13 protein-coding genes are annotated in these 15,036 nt (G+C 63.4%); 4 read left to right on the plus strand and 9 right to left on the minus strand.

Going from position 1 to position 15,036, the window contains the following annotated elements; translation table 11 throughout:
• Positions 1–4: 4 nt before the first annotated feature.
• The 7 genes from C666_RS11390 to C666_RS11420 form a co-directional block, all read right to left on the minus strand.
• Positions 5–763, minus strand: coding sequence for an SDR family NAD(P)-dependent oxidoreductase (locus tag C666_RS11390; RefSeq protein ID WP_004338708.1), 759 nt, complete (start codon positions 761–763; stop codon positions 5–7).
• Positions 764–835: 72 nt separating this feature from the next.
• Positions 836–1,594, minus strand: coding sequence for a ThuA domain-containing protein (locus C666_RS11395; protein WP_004338710.1), 759 nt, complete (start codon positions 1,592–1,594; stop codon positions 836–838).
• A 10-nt stretch (positions 1,595–1,604) separates the two neighbouring features.
• On the minus strand, positions 1,605–2,147 hold the full coding sequence (locus C666_RS11400) for a VOC family protein (RefSeq protein WP_004338712.1): 543 nt from the start codon (positions 2,145–2,147) through the stop codon (positions 1,605–1,607).
• 11 nt (positions 2,148–2,158) lie between these two features.
• Entirely contained in the window at positions 2,159–2,956 is a 798-nt protein-coding gene (locus tag C666_RS11405; RefSeq protein ID WP_004338713.1) for an SDR family oxidoreductase, read from the minus strand.
• A gap of 4 nt (positions 2,957–2,960) precedes the next feature.
• Positions 2,961–3,689, minus strand: a complete 729-nt coding sequence (locus tag C666_RS11410; protein ID WP_004338715.1) for an SDR family oxidoreductase — start codon at positions 3,687–3,689, stop codon at positions 2,961–2,963.
• Positions 3,690–3,838: 149 nt separating this feature from the next.
• Positions 3,839–5,215 carry a DUF1329 domain-containing protein gene (locus C666_RS11415; protein WP_004338718.1) on the minus strand — a complete coding sequence of 459 codons (1,377 nt, stop codon included), beginning with the start codon at positions 5,213–5,215 and terminating at the stop codon, positions 3,839–3,841.
• A gap of 25 nt (positions 5,216–5,240) precedes the next feature.
• Positions 5,241–6,881 (minus strand): DUF1302 domain-containing protein, encoded by a 1,641-nt coding sequence (locus C666_RS11420; protein ID WP_004338720.1) that lies wholly within the window; start codon positions 6,879–6,881, stop codon positions 5,241–5,243.
• A 421-nt stretch (positions 6,882–7,302) separates the two neighbouring features.
• Here C666_RS11420 and C666_RS11425 point away from each other — a divergent pair, with 421 nt between their 5' ends.
• From C666_RS11425 to C666_RS11435, 3 genes are all read left to right on the plus strand, one after another.
• Positions 7,303–9,072 (plus strand): FAD-dependent oxidoreductase, encoded by a 1,770-nt coding sequence (locus tag C666_RS11425; protein ID WP_004338722.1) that lies wholly within the window; start codon positions 7,303–7,305, stop codon positions 9,070–9,072.
• Positions 9,069–9,455: a hypothetical protein gene (locus tag C666_RS11430; protein WP_004338724.1), complete on the plus strand. Its 387-nt coding sequence runs from the start codon at positions 9,069–9,071 to the stop codon at positions 9,453–9,455. The genes C666_RS11425 and C666_RS11430 overlap by 4 nt, the downstream gene beginning before the upstream one ends.
• Positions 9,456–9,561: 106 nt before the next feature.
• On the plus strand, positions 9,562–10,890 hold the full coding sequence (locus C666_RS11435) for an aromatic ring-hydroxylating oxygenase subunit alpha (protein WP_004338726.1): 1,329 nt from the start codon (positions 9,562–9,564) through the stop codon (positions 10,888–10,890).
• Positions 10,891–10,948: 58 nt separating this feature from the next.
• Here C666_RS11435 and C666_RS11440 read toward each other — a convergent pair whose 3' ends face one another.
• Positions 10,949–11,875: a pyridoxal-phosphate dependent enzyme gene (locus tag C666_RS11440; RefSeq protein ID WP_004338728.1), complete on the minus strand. Its 927-nt coding sequence runs from the start codon at positions 11,873–11,875 to the stop codon at positions 10,949–10,951.
• 633 nt (positions 11,876–12,508) lie between these two features.
• Here C666_RS11440 and C666_RS11445 point away from each other — a divergent pair.
• Positions 12,509–14,032, plus strand: a complete 1,524-nt coding sequence (locus C666_RS11445) for an RNA-directed DNA polymerase (RefSeq protein ID WP_004338730.1) — start codon at positions 12,509–12,511, stop codon at positions 14,030–14,032.
• Positions 14,033–14,378: 346 nt separating this feature from the next.
• Here the strand turns inward: C666_RS11445 and C666_RS11450 are convergent, their stop codons facing one another.
• A complete protein-coding gene (locus tag C666_RS11450) occupies positions 14,379–14,684 on the minus strand; it encodes an ArsR/SmtB family transcription factor (RefSeq protein ID WP_004338732.1) in 306 nt (101 codons plus the stop codon).
• Positions 14,685–15,036: the final 352 nt, after the last annotated feature.

Raw genomic sequence — 15,036 nt, forward strand, 5'->3', positions numbered from 1 at the left:
GCGGTCAGAACTGGACGCGCCGGGTGTAGCCGCCGTCGATCACCAGGTTGGCGCCGGTGATGTAGGACGCGGCCGGGCTGGACAGGAAGACCATGCTGCGCGCGACGTCGTCGGGCGCGCCGAAGCGGCCCAGCGGCATCTCGGAGAGGGTCTTCTCGTACAGCTCGGGCATGGCTTCCTTGATCATCGACCAGTTGCCGCCCGGGTAGGCGATCGGGCCGGGGCAGACCATGTTCACGCGGATCTGCTTGGCGGCCCACAGCTGCGACAGCTGCTTGCCGTAGGTGATGATGGCGGCCTTGATGGCGTTGAAGGCCTGCGGGTAGATGAAGGTTTCCACCGCGGCGGTGCTCGACATCAGGATCACCGCGCCGCTGCCCGACTGCTCCAGGAAGGGTTCCAGCGTCTCGCAGCCGGTGACCGCGCCCATCATGTCGAGGCGGAAGCTCATCTCCCAGTCCATCGTGCCCTGGGCGCCGGACGAGCTGGCGTTGTGGATGAAGACGTCGCAGCCGCCCAGGCGTTCGGCCGCCGACAGCAGCCAGGCCTTGTAGGCTTCGGCGTCGTTCATGTCGAAGGCATCGCCGAAGACCTGGCCGCCATGCTTCTTCAGCTCGGCGACGGTGGCTTCCACGCGGGCCTTGTCGCGCGAGAAGAAGGCGATGTCGCAGCCTTCGGCGGCATAGATTTCCAACGCCGCCTTGCCGATGCCGCGGCTGCCGCCATTGATGATGACCTTCTTGCCCTTGAGTCCGAGATCCATTGTTTGCTCCTTGTTGGTGGTGTGCGCGGGTTCAGGCCCGCGCTCCATTGCGCTGCTCCAGCGCGGTTTCGTTCATTGGCGCGCGGCCTTGCCCCAGGCGATGCCGCGCCGCAGCAGCTCGTAGAACACCGGCAGGTCCCAGGCGCAGGTCTGCTTCTCGGGCCAGTAGTCCATCAGCGGCTGCATGTCGTAGTGGCCCCGGCAATGACCGAGCGTCAGGTACAGCACCGCGCCCTTGCCGATGGGCCGCAGGTACAGCACCGGATGTCGCGCGCGGCGCCAGGTACCGCGCACGAAGCCCGTGCCTTCGCCTTCGAACTCGGTATCGAGCAGGACCTGCAACTGCGCGTGGACGTCCGACAGATAGAGTTCGTCGGTGACGTCGAAGGGTTCGATGCCGGCCACCAGGGGATGGCCGGGATCGGCCACTTCGACGCGGTAGGCGCCGATCGGCGGGTGGGCGATGAACTGCGTGCCCAGCGTCTCCATGAAGTGCGGCGCCGACGCCGGCGAGTCGACCAGGCCGTTGTCGAGGAAGCGCAGGATCGACGCCGTGCCGTGCAGGGCATACCAGCGCCCGCCCTCCGCCACCCATGCGCGCAGGGCCTCCTGTTCCTCCAGGCCGGGCACCACGTCGCAGGTGTAGGTGACGAGGAAATGGGCGTTGCGGATGGCGTCGAGGTTCGAATAGTCCTCGAACACCCGCACCCGGATGCGCTCGTCCTCACCCAGCAGCTTGAGCAGTTCCAGGCGGGCGAAGTCGATGTCGTGGTACTTGCCGGAGGCCACCAGCACGCAGTCGATGCGGCCGGCCTTGTTTTCGTTCGTCATCGCGTCTCCCTCATCCGACCGCGCGGATCGGTTCGCTGCCGTCCCAGCCGCGCGCCGCCTCGCGCATCACGTCGAAGAAGGCGTAGTTATCCGGTGGGAAGCAGATCATCTCGATCAGGCCGCCGGAGCCGCCGCCGGCATCGACGTAGATCGCCTCGCCGCCGCCGGGCAGCCAGATTTCCTGCATCACCGCGGCACCGGCCTCGGCGCAGACCGCACGCGCCCTGGCCATGTCCTCGACGACGATGCAGACGTGGTGCAGCCCTTCGCGGCCCTCGCCGCGCCACGTGCTGTAGATCGACGGCGCATCGTTGTGCTGTTCGATGATCTCGATCTGCAGCTCGCCCCAGTAGGCGATGTAGACCGAGAAGTCGATGTCGGCCGGCCCGCCCTTGTAGCGGGCGGCGTCGACGACGATGTTGGACAGCTTGAAGAAAGGGCCGACGCCCATCGTCTCGGTCCAGTAGCGCAAGGCGCCGGGCACGTCGGCCGGCACGAAGGCAAGCTGCATGATGGTGCCGAGGCGGGAAACCAGCGTTCCGGTGTCGCTCATGTCCGCGTTCCTCAAGCCTGGCCCGCGCCGGCCGACGCCACCGCGGCCTGGATTTCCTCGCGCGTGGGGTTGCGGCGCAGCGTCAGGCCGCCATTGACCTGCAGATTCTGGCCGGTCATGAAGCATTCGTCGCTGGCGAGGAAGACGGCGGCGGCGGCGATGTCCTCCTTGGTGCCGATGCGGCCGAGCGGGTAGCCGGACAGGAAGCTGTCGAACAGGCCCGGCACATCCTTCGCGCCAGCCGTCATCGGCGTGTCGGTGAGGCCCGGCGAGATCGAGTTGGCGCGGATGCCGCGCTCGCCGTACTCGTGCGCCACACAGCGGACCACATGGTCGGTGCCGGCCTTGGTGCCCATGTAGGCGGCGTGGTCGTTGAGCATGATGGTGGCGGTCGCCGAGCTGATCTGGATGATCGAGCCGCCGCGCGCCAGCGTGTCCACCGCCGCCTGGAAGAAGTAGAACGGCCCCTTGAACTGCAGCTCGGTGATGCGGTCGAGCTCGTCCTCGGTGGTGTCGGTGAAGCCCTTCAGCAGCCCCCAGCCGGTGGCGTTGACCGCGATGTCGACCTGGCCGCCCCAGTTGCCGGCGAAGTCGAACAGCGCCAGCACCTCATCCTTCCTGGTGATGTCGCAGGCCTTCGCCGCGCCGCCGATGGTGCCGGCGAAGCGCTCCAGTTCGCCGATGCTCCGGCCGGCCACCACCACGCGCGCGCCTTCCCGCGCGAAGCGCTGGGCGATGACCTGCCCCATGTTGTCGCGGCCTGCCGCGCCGATGACGATTGCAACCTTGCCTTCGAGTTTCTTGCTCATGTTTTCAGGCTCCCCCGCCGATGATGGAAGATGCGTTGTCGAGAACGATGTGGGCGCCACTCATGTGGCGTGACTCATCCGATGCCAGGAACAGCACCGTGTTGGCGACGTCGTCGGGCTGACCGACGCCGGGGCACTCCGCGCCGACCACCGCCTCCAGCAACGGAGTGGCGATCATGCCGGGCAGGATGGCGTTGCAGCGGATGCCATCGCCCTTTTCGCGGCAATGCGCGGCGACCGTGGTGGTGATGGAAAGGATCGCGCCCTTGGCGGCGGCATAGGTGACGACGCCGGGAAAGCCGCGCACCGCCGACAGCGACGAGATGTTGATGATCGAACCGCCGCCACCCGGCTTGCGCTTCATCGCCCCGATGCCGTACTTGCAGCCCAGGAAAGTGCCTTCGGCATGGATCGCGTTGATCAGCCGGTACTGCTCCAGCGTGGCGCTCTCGATGTCGGCCGGCACCACGATGCCGGCGTTGTTCACCAGCACGTCGAGCTTGCCGTAGCGTGCCACCGTGCGTTCGATCACCGCCTGCCAGTCCTGCTCGCTGCGCACGTCATGGCGCAGGTACTCGCCGCCGATCTCCTGCGCCACCGCGCGGGCGGCGTCCTCATCGACGTCGGTCACCATCACCCGGGCGCCCTCGCGGGCCAGCGCCCGGGCATCGGCCCGGCCCAGGCCCGACCCGCCCCCGGTGACGATCGCCACCTTTCCTATGACACGGCTCATTCCTTGCCTCCTTTCCGCCTGTCACTGCCCCCTGCATGTCGGGGCCACGGTGCAGACATGTGGCCATTCTATATAGAAACAAACAATTCTGTTTTAAAAATATCACAAGGGCCGGCGGCGGAGGGTCGATCCCCCGCCGCCGCGCCCCGTCAGCGGATGCCGCCGCCCGCCATGGTTTCGGCGTTGAAGAAGGAATCGGGCTTGGGATCGGTCACCACCCAGCCGCCCTTCATGGTCGAGTTCTGCTGCCGGGTATAGGCGCCGGTCGCGAGGTCATAGGTCACCCACTCGTCGGTCATGTGGCCGGTGTTCTCGTAGAAGGTGATCGGCAGCGTGTGGGTCACGCGGTAGAGCCTGCCGCCCGAATCGTAGGCGTCGCCGATGCCGACGCCGGGCAGGTCTTCGTCCCAGTACATCACGCGGCGCGGGTACACATGGCGCTTGCCTTCCTTGACGGTGGCCTCCACCACCCAGACCCGGTGCAGTTCCCAGCGCACGCAGTCCGGGTTGAGCACGTTCTTCGTGCTCTCGGCCACGGTATCGGGGCAGGCGTTGGGGTCGCGCACCTTGTAGGTGTTGTACGGGATGTAGAGCTCCTTCTTGCCGAGCAGCTTGTAGTTGTAGCGATCGAGCGCACCGTAGAACACCGCCGACTCGTCCACCACCGACGCGCCGCCGCCGGTCGGGCTGGGCGTGTCGTAGGCGATGTCCGGCGACAGCTTCACGCGGCGCTGTCCCGGCAGGTACTGCCAGGCCTTGCGTCCGATCTTCACCATGTCCACCGAGTCGTGGATGATCAGTTTCTCGCCCGCCTTGCGCGCCGGATCGGTGTATTCGATGCGCATGCGCTCGTAGGCCTCGTCCGGCCCGATCGGCGTGCTGCGCTTCGGGTCGAAGATCGGATACTGGATGAACATGGCACCCACGCCGGTGACGGTGCGGTTGCCTTGGCTGTCGACGATCGAGCCGCCCATGCCGTCGGTCTTGAAGGCGTGCTGGTCGAACTTGAAGATGCGGTTCCACATCACCTCGCTGCCGCTCTTGGGAAACGGGAAAGGCGTGCCGGCGTAACACCCGACCAGCAGGAGCTCGTTTTCGGAGAGCTTGCATTCGCTGGCGTTCTTCACCGCGTTGTCGAGAAACAACTGGGGATAGGACGCGGTGCGATGGCTGGGATAGACGTCGAGCCGGTAGTGCGGATATTTCTTCAGCATCTCCTTGGTTCCGTCGGCCAGCTTGTCGGCGTACTGCTCCATGTTGCTGGCGTCGATCGAGAACAAGGGTTTTTCGTCGGCGAACGGATCGGGGCGGATGCCGGGCGTCTTCGGGTCGTAGCTTGCGGGCGGCGCGACCGGGCCGGCATAGGCCGGAATGGTGCCTTCCTTGTTGCCCGCCTTCTCGGCCCCCCAGGGCAGATGGGTGGTGCCGATCGACTTCAGTTCCTCGGGCGTGGCGGCCGCCAGCAGCGGAGCGGAAAAGGCGGCAGCGAACGCGGCTGCGAGCAGCGTGTGGACATGGCGCTTCATTGGGGTGTCTCCTGCTTTTTTCTGATCAGAAAGTGGTCTTGAACGTGAATGACAGCCAGCCACGGTCATTGAGCAAGGCATTGCTGCCATTGGTCGTGTTCAGTACCTTGCCCGGCACGCCGCCGGTGTGGGTCGAGGAGTAGTCGCCGAAGTAGTCGGTGTAGGCGACATCGAATTTGTACCTGGCCTGGTAATCGAAGCTCAGGCCGATGCTCCAGCTGCCGTTGCCTTCGTTGCCCCCGCCCGGCACCGGGGAATTGCCCGACAGCCCGGTGTTGAAGCTGATCGGCATCGACACGTCGGTACTCGGCAGCAACTGGTACCACAGCGGGGTGAAGCTCATCGAGATGCCCCAGGCGTCGTCGGTGGAGCAGCCGTCGTCCTCGTCGCCGGTCGCGCAGCCCGCGTAGTCGACATGGTTGAAGTAGGCGCGCGTGCCGCGCCTGACCTTGTCGAGCCTGCTGTAGGACAGCTCGCCCATGAAGGTGGCGGAGTCGAACAGCGCGGTCTTGCCGATGTAGGCCACCATGTTGGCCAGCGCATGCCAGGTGTCGCCGATCGCCAGTTCGGGCTGGAAGCCGGTGTTCAGCGCCGTACCCTTGCGATAGACCAGTTCGGCGCCATACGAGATGCCGCCCACTTCCTTCGACAGGCTGGCGCCGAACAGCTTCACATCCTCGGCATAGGCGTTGTGCAGATGGAAGTTGACCGGGTCGAGCAGCACCGTCGGCAGCTTGTCGTCGAAGTTGCGGTAGTACAGACCCAGCGTGCCGCCCAGCCATTCGGGCGCCATGCGCACGTTTACGCCCCAGTTGCCGGCATCGCCCGGCGTCTTGTAGCGGCCGTGGTGGCGGTTGCCGTCGTACTGCAGCCCGCCGAGCGTGGTGCCCCTGGCGAACAGCGCGTCGAAGGAGCCGAGATAGGTGCCGCCATGCGGGAAACGGTAGGAATCCCATTCGAGGAAGTACTGCGCGGCCACCGACACGGTATCGGTGATCTGCGCCTGGGCGGAGATCTGGTTGAGCGGCAGGAACAGCTCCTTGGCCTCGACCCCCGGCGTCGCCTGCGCCTTGCGGAAGTCCGCCGGGCTTTGCGAATAGGACACGCCGTGGATCGGCGAGAACAGCGATTCGCCCCAGTACAGCGCATGGCGGCCGGCCTTGACGTTGATCGGCACGTTGCCGATGTCGAAACGGCCGAACACGAAGGCGTCGAGCAGTTCGCCCGAGTGCATGTAGGCCCGCTTCACGTCCCGCGTGTACCTGCCGCCCGGATAGGCGCTGGCACCGCCGTAGAGCGGATTGCCCTTGACCTTGTCGTCATAGGCGGCGTCGTACCAGGCCGCCCCCGACAGGCGGAAGCCGTACTTGTTGCGGTAGATCAGGTCCAGTTCGGTCAGCAGGTCGACGCGGTTGGTGACCATGTCGCCCTTGCCGAACTTGTATTCGCTGCCGTGCAGGGACGGCGTATCGGCCAGCGTGCGGTCCCGCCCTTCCATCCGCCAGCCGGCGTTGTACTTGACGGTGTTGTCCCAGCGCAGCTCGACGTCGGGATTGCCCGCATCGACCCTGAACGCCATCGCCTGCCCGCTGGCAAACGCCGCGGCCAGCGCCGCGCCGACTGCCGCGGCACAGCTTGCCCCGCGGCCCGTATTTTTTCTTCTCACGGTCCATCCTCCTCCTGGTTGAAAAACTCCGGCAGGGCCCGCCGCCGAACGCTGCGGCCGGCCAGGTAGCGTCTCTTCTTATTAAAAACCGTCTTGTTCGTTTTTTATGAAACTACTCTGAAACATGGGCCCTGCCAACCCGGCCGGGCAGGCCTCGCCGCCCCACCCGCGCAGCGAACGGGATGGGGGCATCCGGACCTACCGGAAAAGGGGGGTGCGGATGTCCACCCGCGCCGTCGCCGGGGATTGCACCCCGGGAGGAACTCGATTAATTTATAACAAGCGTTGCAAATAAAACAAACAGTGGTTACTGTATTTGGAACTCGCCCCGAACGAACAAGCACTTACACGGCGGCGGGCAGCACATGCAAGCAGTCCATACGAGACATCGCAGCACCCGAAAAACCAAAGGAGAGACACGATGAGCAAGAGTCACACCCCACAGATGCCGAGCCGCCGGCAGGCGCTGATCCGCGGCGGCCTGGCCGCGGGCGGCCTCGTGAGCGCCGGCCTGGCGCCGATCGCCCACGCCGCGCCGAAGGCGGCGCAGAGCCAGCACTGGGACCACGAAGCCGACGTCGTCTGTGTCGGCAGCGGTGCCGCCGCGTGCTCGGCCGCGGTCACCGCCGCGAGCGCCGGCGCATCGGTCATCCTGGTCGAAAAGATGCCCCTGCCCGGCGGCACCACCGGCAAGTCCGGCGGCGTCACCTGGATTCCCAACAACCCGCTGCTGCGCGAGCGGGGCATCCAGGACGACAAGGCCGATTGCCTGCGCTACCTCGCGCGCTACGCCTACCCGCGCGAATACACGCCCGACAGCCCCACCCTGGGCCTGCCCGAGCACAGCTACCGGCTGCTGGAAGCCTTCTACGACAACGGCTCGGCCGCCGTCGAACACTTCGACAAACTGGGCGCGGTGCGCTTCCGCGCCTTCAAGATGTGGTTCGTGGACAAGTACGCGCCCGACTACGCCGACCATCTGCCGGAAAACAAGGTGTCGCGCGGCCGCGCGCTGGAACCGGCCGAAGGCGCCAGTTCGTCGGGCGGCGGCGCCAGCCTGGCGAGCCAGATGGAAAAGTGGCTGACCGAGCGCAACATGCCCATCCTGCTGGAACACCGCGTCACCCGCGTGATCAAGGACGGCGGGCGCGTGATCGGCATCGAGGCCGAGCACGACGGCAAGCTGGTGCGCATCAGGGCCCGCCGCGGCGTGGTGTTCGGCACTGGCGGCTACGCCCACAACACCGACCTCATCCACCTGCACCAGCCGGCCGCCTACGGCGCCTGCGCCATGCCCGGCTCCACCGGCGACTTCATTCCCATCGCCCAGAGCGCCGGCGCGCGCATGGGCGCGCTCGGCACCGGCTGGCGCACCCAGGTCGTGCTGGAAGAAGCGCTGGAGAACCGCGCCATCGGCCTGGGTGCCTTCGTGCTGCCGGGCGACTCGATGATCGTCGTCAACAAGTACGGCCGCCGCCTGGGCAACGAGAAGATCAACTACAACGACCGCACCCAGTTGCACTTCGTGTTCGACCCGGTGAAGAAGGAATACCCCAACCACCTGCAGTTCATGATCTTCGACGGCCGCAGCCTGGACGCCTTTGGCGGCGCCTTCCCGATCCCCGCCGACCGCCGCGCCTCGCGCCACCTGGTCGAGGGCCGCGATCCGGCCGACCTCGCCGCCAGGCTGTCCGAGCGGTTGGCGAAGCACGCCGCGCGCACCGGCGGCTTCACGCTGGCGCCGGACTTCGCCGCCAACCTGGCCGACACCATCGGGCGCTTCAACGGCTACGCCAAGGCGGGCAAGGACCCGGAGTTCGACCGCGGCCTGCACGAATACGACCGCGACTGGCAGGCGCTGTTCTCGCCCCGCCGCGAGGGCACGACGCAGCCCGAGAACCCGATGCCCAACGTCACCATGCACCCGCTCGACACCCCGGGGCCGCTGTACGCCTTCATCCTCGCGCCCGGCCTGCTCGACACCAACGGCGGCCCGATGATCAACGCCAACGCCCAGGTGCTGGATGCCGACGGGCAGCCGATCCCCGGTTTGTATGGCGCCGGCAACTGCATCGCCTGCCCCGCCCACAACGCCTATGTCGGCGCCGGCGGCACCATCGGCCTGGCGCTGACCTTCGGCTACATCGCCGGCAGGCACCTCATGCAGGCCGGCGGCGGAGCCGGCGCGTGATCGCCCGCGCCCTCGCCTGCGCGCTCCTGCTCTGCGGGGGCGCGGCCGCCGCATCACCGGGGGTCAGCTTCAAGCGCGACCTGGTGCCGGTGCTGCGCACGCAGTGCGCCACCTGTCACCTGACCGGCCAGGAGGCCGGCAACATGAAGCTGCACCCGGGGGCGGCCCATGCATCGCTGGTGGCCGTGCAGTCGGTCGAAAGCCCGCTGCGGCGCATCGAGCCCGGCGACCCGGCACGCAGCTACCTGATGCACAAGCTCGACGGCACCCATCTGGATGCCGGCGGCAGCGGCGACCGCATGCCCTTCGGCCAGCCCCAGTTGGACGAGGCCACGCGCGAGCGCTTTCGCGCCTGGATCGCCGAAGGCGCGCACAACAACTGAATCGCCAACGGAGAGCGAACGCGCCGCCGGCGCGGGAACAACGACAAACGACGCAAGACGCGTTCATCGCACAGGCCAGCATGGCCGGACATCGAAGGAGTGAGACATGAACATGCGAGACAACAGCATCCAGGCCCTGGTCGACGCCGAGCGCCTGCAGAACGGCAGCATCCTGCGCGGCGACCCGATCAGCGGCGACCGCTACTATTCAAAGGAATTCGCGCGCAAGGAATGGGACCACGTCTTTACCCGCACCTGGCAGATCGGCGGCACCGTGGCCCAGCTCGAAAAGCCGGGCTCGGTCATCACCCAGGCCATCGGCGAGGAGTCGATCCTGATCACCCGCGCCGATGACGGCGTGATCCGCGCCTTCTACAACGTCTGTCCCCACCGCGGCAACCGCCTCGTCGCCGAAGACCAGAAATGCGGCGTCAAGCGCATGGTGTGCGCCTACCACAGCTGGACCTTCTCGCTCGACGGCGTGGTGCGCCACGTGCGCGACGCCGAGGACTACCCGCAGGGCAACCCCATCGGCAACATGAAGCTGGTCGAGATCCGCTGCGAGACGCTGGGCGCGCTAGTGTGGTTCAACATGGACGACAAGGCGCCGTCGCTGCGCGAATACCTCGGCGTGGCCGCCGACATCTTCGAGCAGTACCAGACCGGCAGCTGGGTGCGCGTCAATTGGCTCACCGGCCTGGTCGACTGCAACTGGAAGATCATCCACGACAACTTCAACGAGGCCTACCACATCCTCAGCCTGCACCGCGAGATCGGCCCCTTCATCAACGACGCCTACCAGGACACCGACTTCCAGCTCTACAAGAGCGGCCACAACCTGATGAAGATGCAGGGCGGCGTGCCCTCGGCCAACGCCCGCCACAGCGTCGTGCCGGACGAACTCGCCGGCATCCTGCGCGAGTGGGAGATCGACCCCGAGGCCTTCGGCGGCCGCGTGCGCGAAACCCGCGCCGCGCTGCAGCAGCAAAAGCGCAAGCTCGGCCCCGCGCGCGGCCACACGCACTACGACCACCTGAGCGACGAACAGCTCACCGACTACCACCACCTGACGGTCTTCCCCAACACGACGCTGACGATGGCCGCGGACTTCTTCCAGGTGCTGCGCCCCCTGCCCCACCCGAGCGACCCGGAACGGTGCTATTTCGACCACTGGGTGTTCATGCCGCCGGTCGAAGGCCGCGACGAAGTCGACACGCCGCTGGGCAAACGGCGTTTCGAGCAAGCCGAGCATGAGAGCTTCCTGCATGGCGAAGCCTCGATCGGCTTCGTCGCCGACCAGGACCTGAGCGTCGCCATCGCGCAGCAGAAAGGCCTGCACTCGCGCGGCTACAAGGACGCCTACCTGACCGGCCAGGAAGAGCGCGTGCGCCGCCTGCACGAAGTCATCAACGACTACATCGAAGGCCGCCGCTAGGCCTTCCCCAAGGTTTCCCTCTCCTCTTTACAGCTGGCCTCGTGCCAGCTTTTTTTTGTCATGCCCCGGCGCCGCGCCGCCGCCACCGGTCGAACTGTGCCATGTCGGCGGTCACGCCACCGCAGATCACGACCAGCACATTGCGAAAACCATCCAGCACCTCACTCCGATCATAGACAACGGCCAGGCTGGCACCGCAAGCCGGCTCGACCAAGACCCGGTGGTCATCCAGAAAGCGCGTGCAGGCGCGCAACGCCGCCTCGTCGCTGACGACGACCGGATGCACGGGATGCTGCCCGGCCAAGGCGAAAGCCTGCGCACACACCTGCCTGGCACCCAGCGAGGTAGCGATGCTGGTGATAGCGTCCAGCGCAATGCGCTCATTCGCCGCGATCGAGCGAGCCAATGCGTCGGCACCCATCGTCTCTGCGGTGATGATCGGCACGTCGTCCCAAGCATTACGCCGCAAGCCTTCGACCACGCCGCAGAACAACCCCCCACCGCCCACCGACAACACGACGGCGTCGGGTTTCATGCCCGCGCCAGCCACTTCGTCGATCAGGCTGGCATGGCCTTGCCAGAGCAACGCATCATCGAACGGATGCAGGAAGGCATCGTCCTCGCCCAGCATCGATTGCGCCAGGGCATTGGCTTCGTGCCACGCGGCGCCATGGACGATGAGCTCCGCGCCTTGCTCACGGATCAGCGCACGGGCACGCTCGGTGGTGGTTTCCGGCACCACGACGACGACGGGGATGGAGAGCTTGCGGCCCGCATAAGCCACGGCGATGCCGGCATTGCCGCCCGACGAAGAAATGAAGCGCCGCCTGCCCTGGCGCGCATACGCCTCGCACGCCGCGCCGATGCCGCGGATCTTGAACGAGCCCGGGGGCTGCAAGGCATCGAGTTTGAGCCAGATACGGCGACCTGCGGTTTTGCTCAGGGGATCGGATTCGAGAAGTGGGGTTTCGATATGCAGCGGCATTTGGGGCGTGACCTTGAAGACGGTATCGGGAGTGTAAAGAAAACGCCGATATCACATGCCATGCTTGTTCTTTGGATATCTCGAAGCAGATCGAGATCTGACCTTGGCGTGGCCGGTTGCCGTTGCTTGATGGGTGAAGACAGGCCGAAATGTGGCGGTCACCTGCCATTTGGCCATCAGACGACGACAAACGGCAGCTTCTCCATCTTTCGAACTGGAGCTACCGGCCCGTTTCCGACGTTCAAACTGTCGTCTCCGGAAAGACAGGAAACCGGGGACGTACCGCACAAAGTACAGCGGCCGTCCGTGGCGACAGGCCACGGGCAGGTGCTCGGCAAGAGCTGTCTGGTCAGACAGGATGCTGGTAACATCCGCTATCGGCCAAAAGCGGCCGTTCGTCGCGTTTCCCTAGAGCATATATTAATGCGAATAGCAACTTCATGAACCGTGTCTGCACAATGGCGAGCTGTCCAGTTTCAATTGTGGGCTCACATGTCACATAACTACCTTTCGTCTGAGAACAACCTTCTGCCAAGGAACGTGATTTGTCCTGTTCGCCGGCTTATCAGACAGATTGTCAAGTTAGGCAGCAGTTTTGTCTTCTACTAGTAGGCGTTACGAACGCACCTGCCAATGACTATACTTACCGATCAATCGTTGGAATTTGCGCGCGAGCACATTCACAAATTCTACGACTCAGACTTCTTTCCGAAGCCCGTTGAGTTCGAAGCGCTCTGGCATCAGTGGGAAGAGGTCAAGAAAGAGCTTCTCTCTAAGAACGTCACGAAGTTCTGGATTACGCCACCGCGTGTAATGACTATCGCAAAGCCGAAAGCTGGCTTTCGCGTAGTTCATCAACTCGAGCCGATGGAGGCGATCATTTATGCGGCCCTCGCCTGCCATGTGGCTACTGCTGTCGAAGCCGCAAGAGTGCCTGTGGACCAGCACATCGCGTGCTCGTACAGATTTCAGATTGCAGATGGAAGCTACTTCTCGGAGGGATCGGACTGGGCAAACTTCACGTCAAAGACAGAAACCCTTGCAGAACAGTTCTCGCATGTCCTCGTGACGGACATCACTGATTTCTACAACCAGATCTATATTCATCGCCTAAACAATGCCATAGAAACTGCCGAGCCGAGTTTGAAACCAGTCGCAGATGACATTGAAGCCTTTCTCTCAACAATCAACAGCAAGTCGTCTCAGGGCGTACCTGTTGGGCCGGCTGCAAGCATCGTCATGGCCGAAGCCGTCCTGATCGACGTAGACGTGTTTCTACGAGATCAAGGCATTGCTCATACTCGATACGTTGACGACATTCGAATCTTCTCAAACTCTCCTCGAACCCTGTATCAAGTTCTTGAGCGACTGACTCTCTACCTGTATGAAAATCACCGACTAACCCTTTCGTCCGAAAAAACGATGGTGATGGATGCTAAGGAATACGTTCAGCAGCACATACACAGTACGTATGCTGACGAAAAGGTTGAGCTCCTTGAGACACTTGAGATTTTCAACCCCTACACTAATGAATTCGAAGAGGTTGAGGTAATCGTCGATGACGAAGAAGAAATCCAGAAGGCCCAGTTGGAGGCAGCGATCGAAAAGGTGATCAACTATGAGCACCTTGATTTGGGAGTAGCCCGGAGCGTCATTCGAACGGCCCGACGTAACAAGATATCGTCAATCGCCCACTATCTCTTAGATAACTTTGAGTTCTTTGTCCCTGCAGTAAACGACGTTGCGCTGTATCTTCAAGAAGTGACCGACACCGACTTGGCTCAGGAACTGCTGCCGCTATTTGAGACCCTTGTCGATTCGGAAGAGTTCGATAGTCAATTGGCTAAATTCTGGATTGAATGGTACGTGGCGCAGCATGAGGTATATATGGCATCGCCGAAAATTCGCCAATTCGTGTTCGCTGGATCGAACATCGAGAATCAAGCCCTCGCAGCAATTACGACCAAAAATGTTGCATGGGTCAGGAATCACAAGGCCGGCATCTACAACCTCGGGGGATGGGCAAGGCGTGCAGTACTGCATTCTGCAAGGGTTCTGCCGAGCGATGAGAGGAAGCACTGGCTAAAAATGATCATGGGTGTATCACCAGTTGTTCTTGACCGTTGGGTGGCCAAGTGGGTGATCGACACGGCGTAACGCCTAACCTGAGTCGACACATTCCTGAATGACCGCTTTCCAAATCTGGCAATTTCCGCAAAGGGTCGGTTGCCGTCAAGCGGTGCTACAACTTGACGCTCCGCTCCGGCCGAGTTGTGTGAATTGCTCCTACGGCAGGTTCTGGAGTGCAGCAGCCGTTCCGATGACTGCTATCTGGCGCGGGTCAATTTTCGCTGTTGGCCGATATTACCCCTTGGACATCGTCCCCGATAGCTTCCAATCAGGCTCCGATCAACAGCAAGGAGCACCGGAGCCATCAGACGAGTGACTTCCAAGCAAAGGTAATTAGCCCGCAGCCGTGCGCAGGAGCGGCGCGGGCAATGACTCAGATCAATTTTTGCAGGCTCTTCAGCAACTCTTCAATATTCCCTTCGTGACGCTTGTAATAAGTCCAAGGTCCGATGCGCTGGGACGTGACCAGCTTGGCCCGCTGCAAGACCGTCAAGTACTGTGAAATGGTCGACTGGGACAGCCCCGCACTCTCCTGGATGATGCTTACGCATACCCCGACCTTTTCAGGATCGACCTCTTGCTCAGGATAGTGTTTGCGTGGATCTTTGAGCTTGGCCAAGATCGCCAATCGGGCGGGGTTGTCCAAAGCCTTCAGTGCTTCATGGATATCAATGCTCATGGCAACCTCAAAACTATTTTTCTCGATATTATAATATCTCAATTACTAATAGCAGTACACGGATGTAGTGAGAGCCACTACCGCAAAGTCCAGAGCGATGTCGGGCATCAGCAATGCCCTCCACCGGTTCGCCGCATTCGCTGCCCGCTAGTCTCCGCAACCGTTTAGTGCACCACGGAACGAGCGTCAGACGCCCCATAACGAGTTGATCTCTTGCGACCTCATGGCGAGTGCGCGGTAAACCGGGGCACGATATAAGAGCCAAGTTCATCAATGACTTTGAATTGCCCCGGGTTTTGCGGAGGCTCCAACTCTTGAGAAGATGGAGCCATGAAGAAGACGACGAAGTTCT

The organism is Thauera linaloolentis 47Lol = DSM 12138, from assembly GCF_000310205.1.
Lineage (GTDB): Bacteria > Pseudomonadota > Gammaproteobacteria > Burkholderiales > Rhodocyclaceae > Thauera > Thauera linaloolentis.

What these genes read in the sequence shown, in the direction of transcription:
- C666_RS11390 (WP_004338708.1), bottom strand. Translation starts at nt 763, where the DNA reads ATGGATCTCGGACTCAAGGGCAAGAAGGTCATCATCAATGGCGGCAGC.
- C666_RS11395 (WP_004338710.1), bottom strand. Translation starts at nt 1,594, where the DNA reads ATGACGAACGAAAACAAGGCCGGCCGCATCGACTGCGTGCTGGTGGCC.
- C666_RS11400 (WP_004338712.1), bottom strand. Translation starts at nt 2,147, where the DNA reads ATGAGCGACACCGGAACGCTGGTTTCCCGCCTCGGCACCATCATGCAG.
- C666_RS11405 (WP_004338713.1), bottom strand. Translation starts at nt 2,956, where the DNA reads ATGAGCAAGAAACTCGAAGGCAAGGTTGCAATCGTCATCGGCGCGGCA.
- C666_RS11410 (WP_004338715.1), bottom strand. Translation starts at nt 3,689, where the DNA reads ATGAGCCGTGTCATAGGAAAGGTGGCGATCGTCACCGGGGGCGGGTCG.
- C666_RS11415 (WP_004338718.1), bottom strand. Translation starts at nt 5,215, where the DNA reads ATGAAGCGCCATGTCCACACGCTGCTCGCAGCCGCGTTCGCTGCCGCC.
- C666_RS11425 (WP_004338722.1), top strand. Translation starts at nt 7,303, where the DNA reads ATGAGCAAGAGTCACACCCCACAGATGCCGAGCCGCCGGCAGGCGCTG.
- C666_RS11435 (WP_004338726.1), top strand. Translation starts at nt 9,562, where the DNA reads ATGAACATGCGAGACAACAGCATCCAGGCCCTGGTCGACGCCGAGCGC.
- C666_RS11440 (WP_004338728.1), bottom strand. Translation starts at nt 11,875, where the DNA reads ATGCCGCTGCATATCGAAACCCCACTTCTCGAATCCGATCCCCTGAGC.
- C666_RS11445 (WP_004338730.1), top strand. Translation starts at nt 12,509, where the DNA reads ATGACTATACTTACCGATCAATCGTTGGAATTTGCGCGCGAGCACATT.
- C666_RS11450 (WP_004338732.1), bottom strand. Translation starts at nt 14,684, where the DNA reads ATGAGCATTGATATCCATGAAGCACTGAAGGCTTTGGACAACCCCGCC.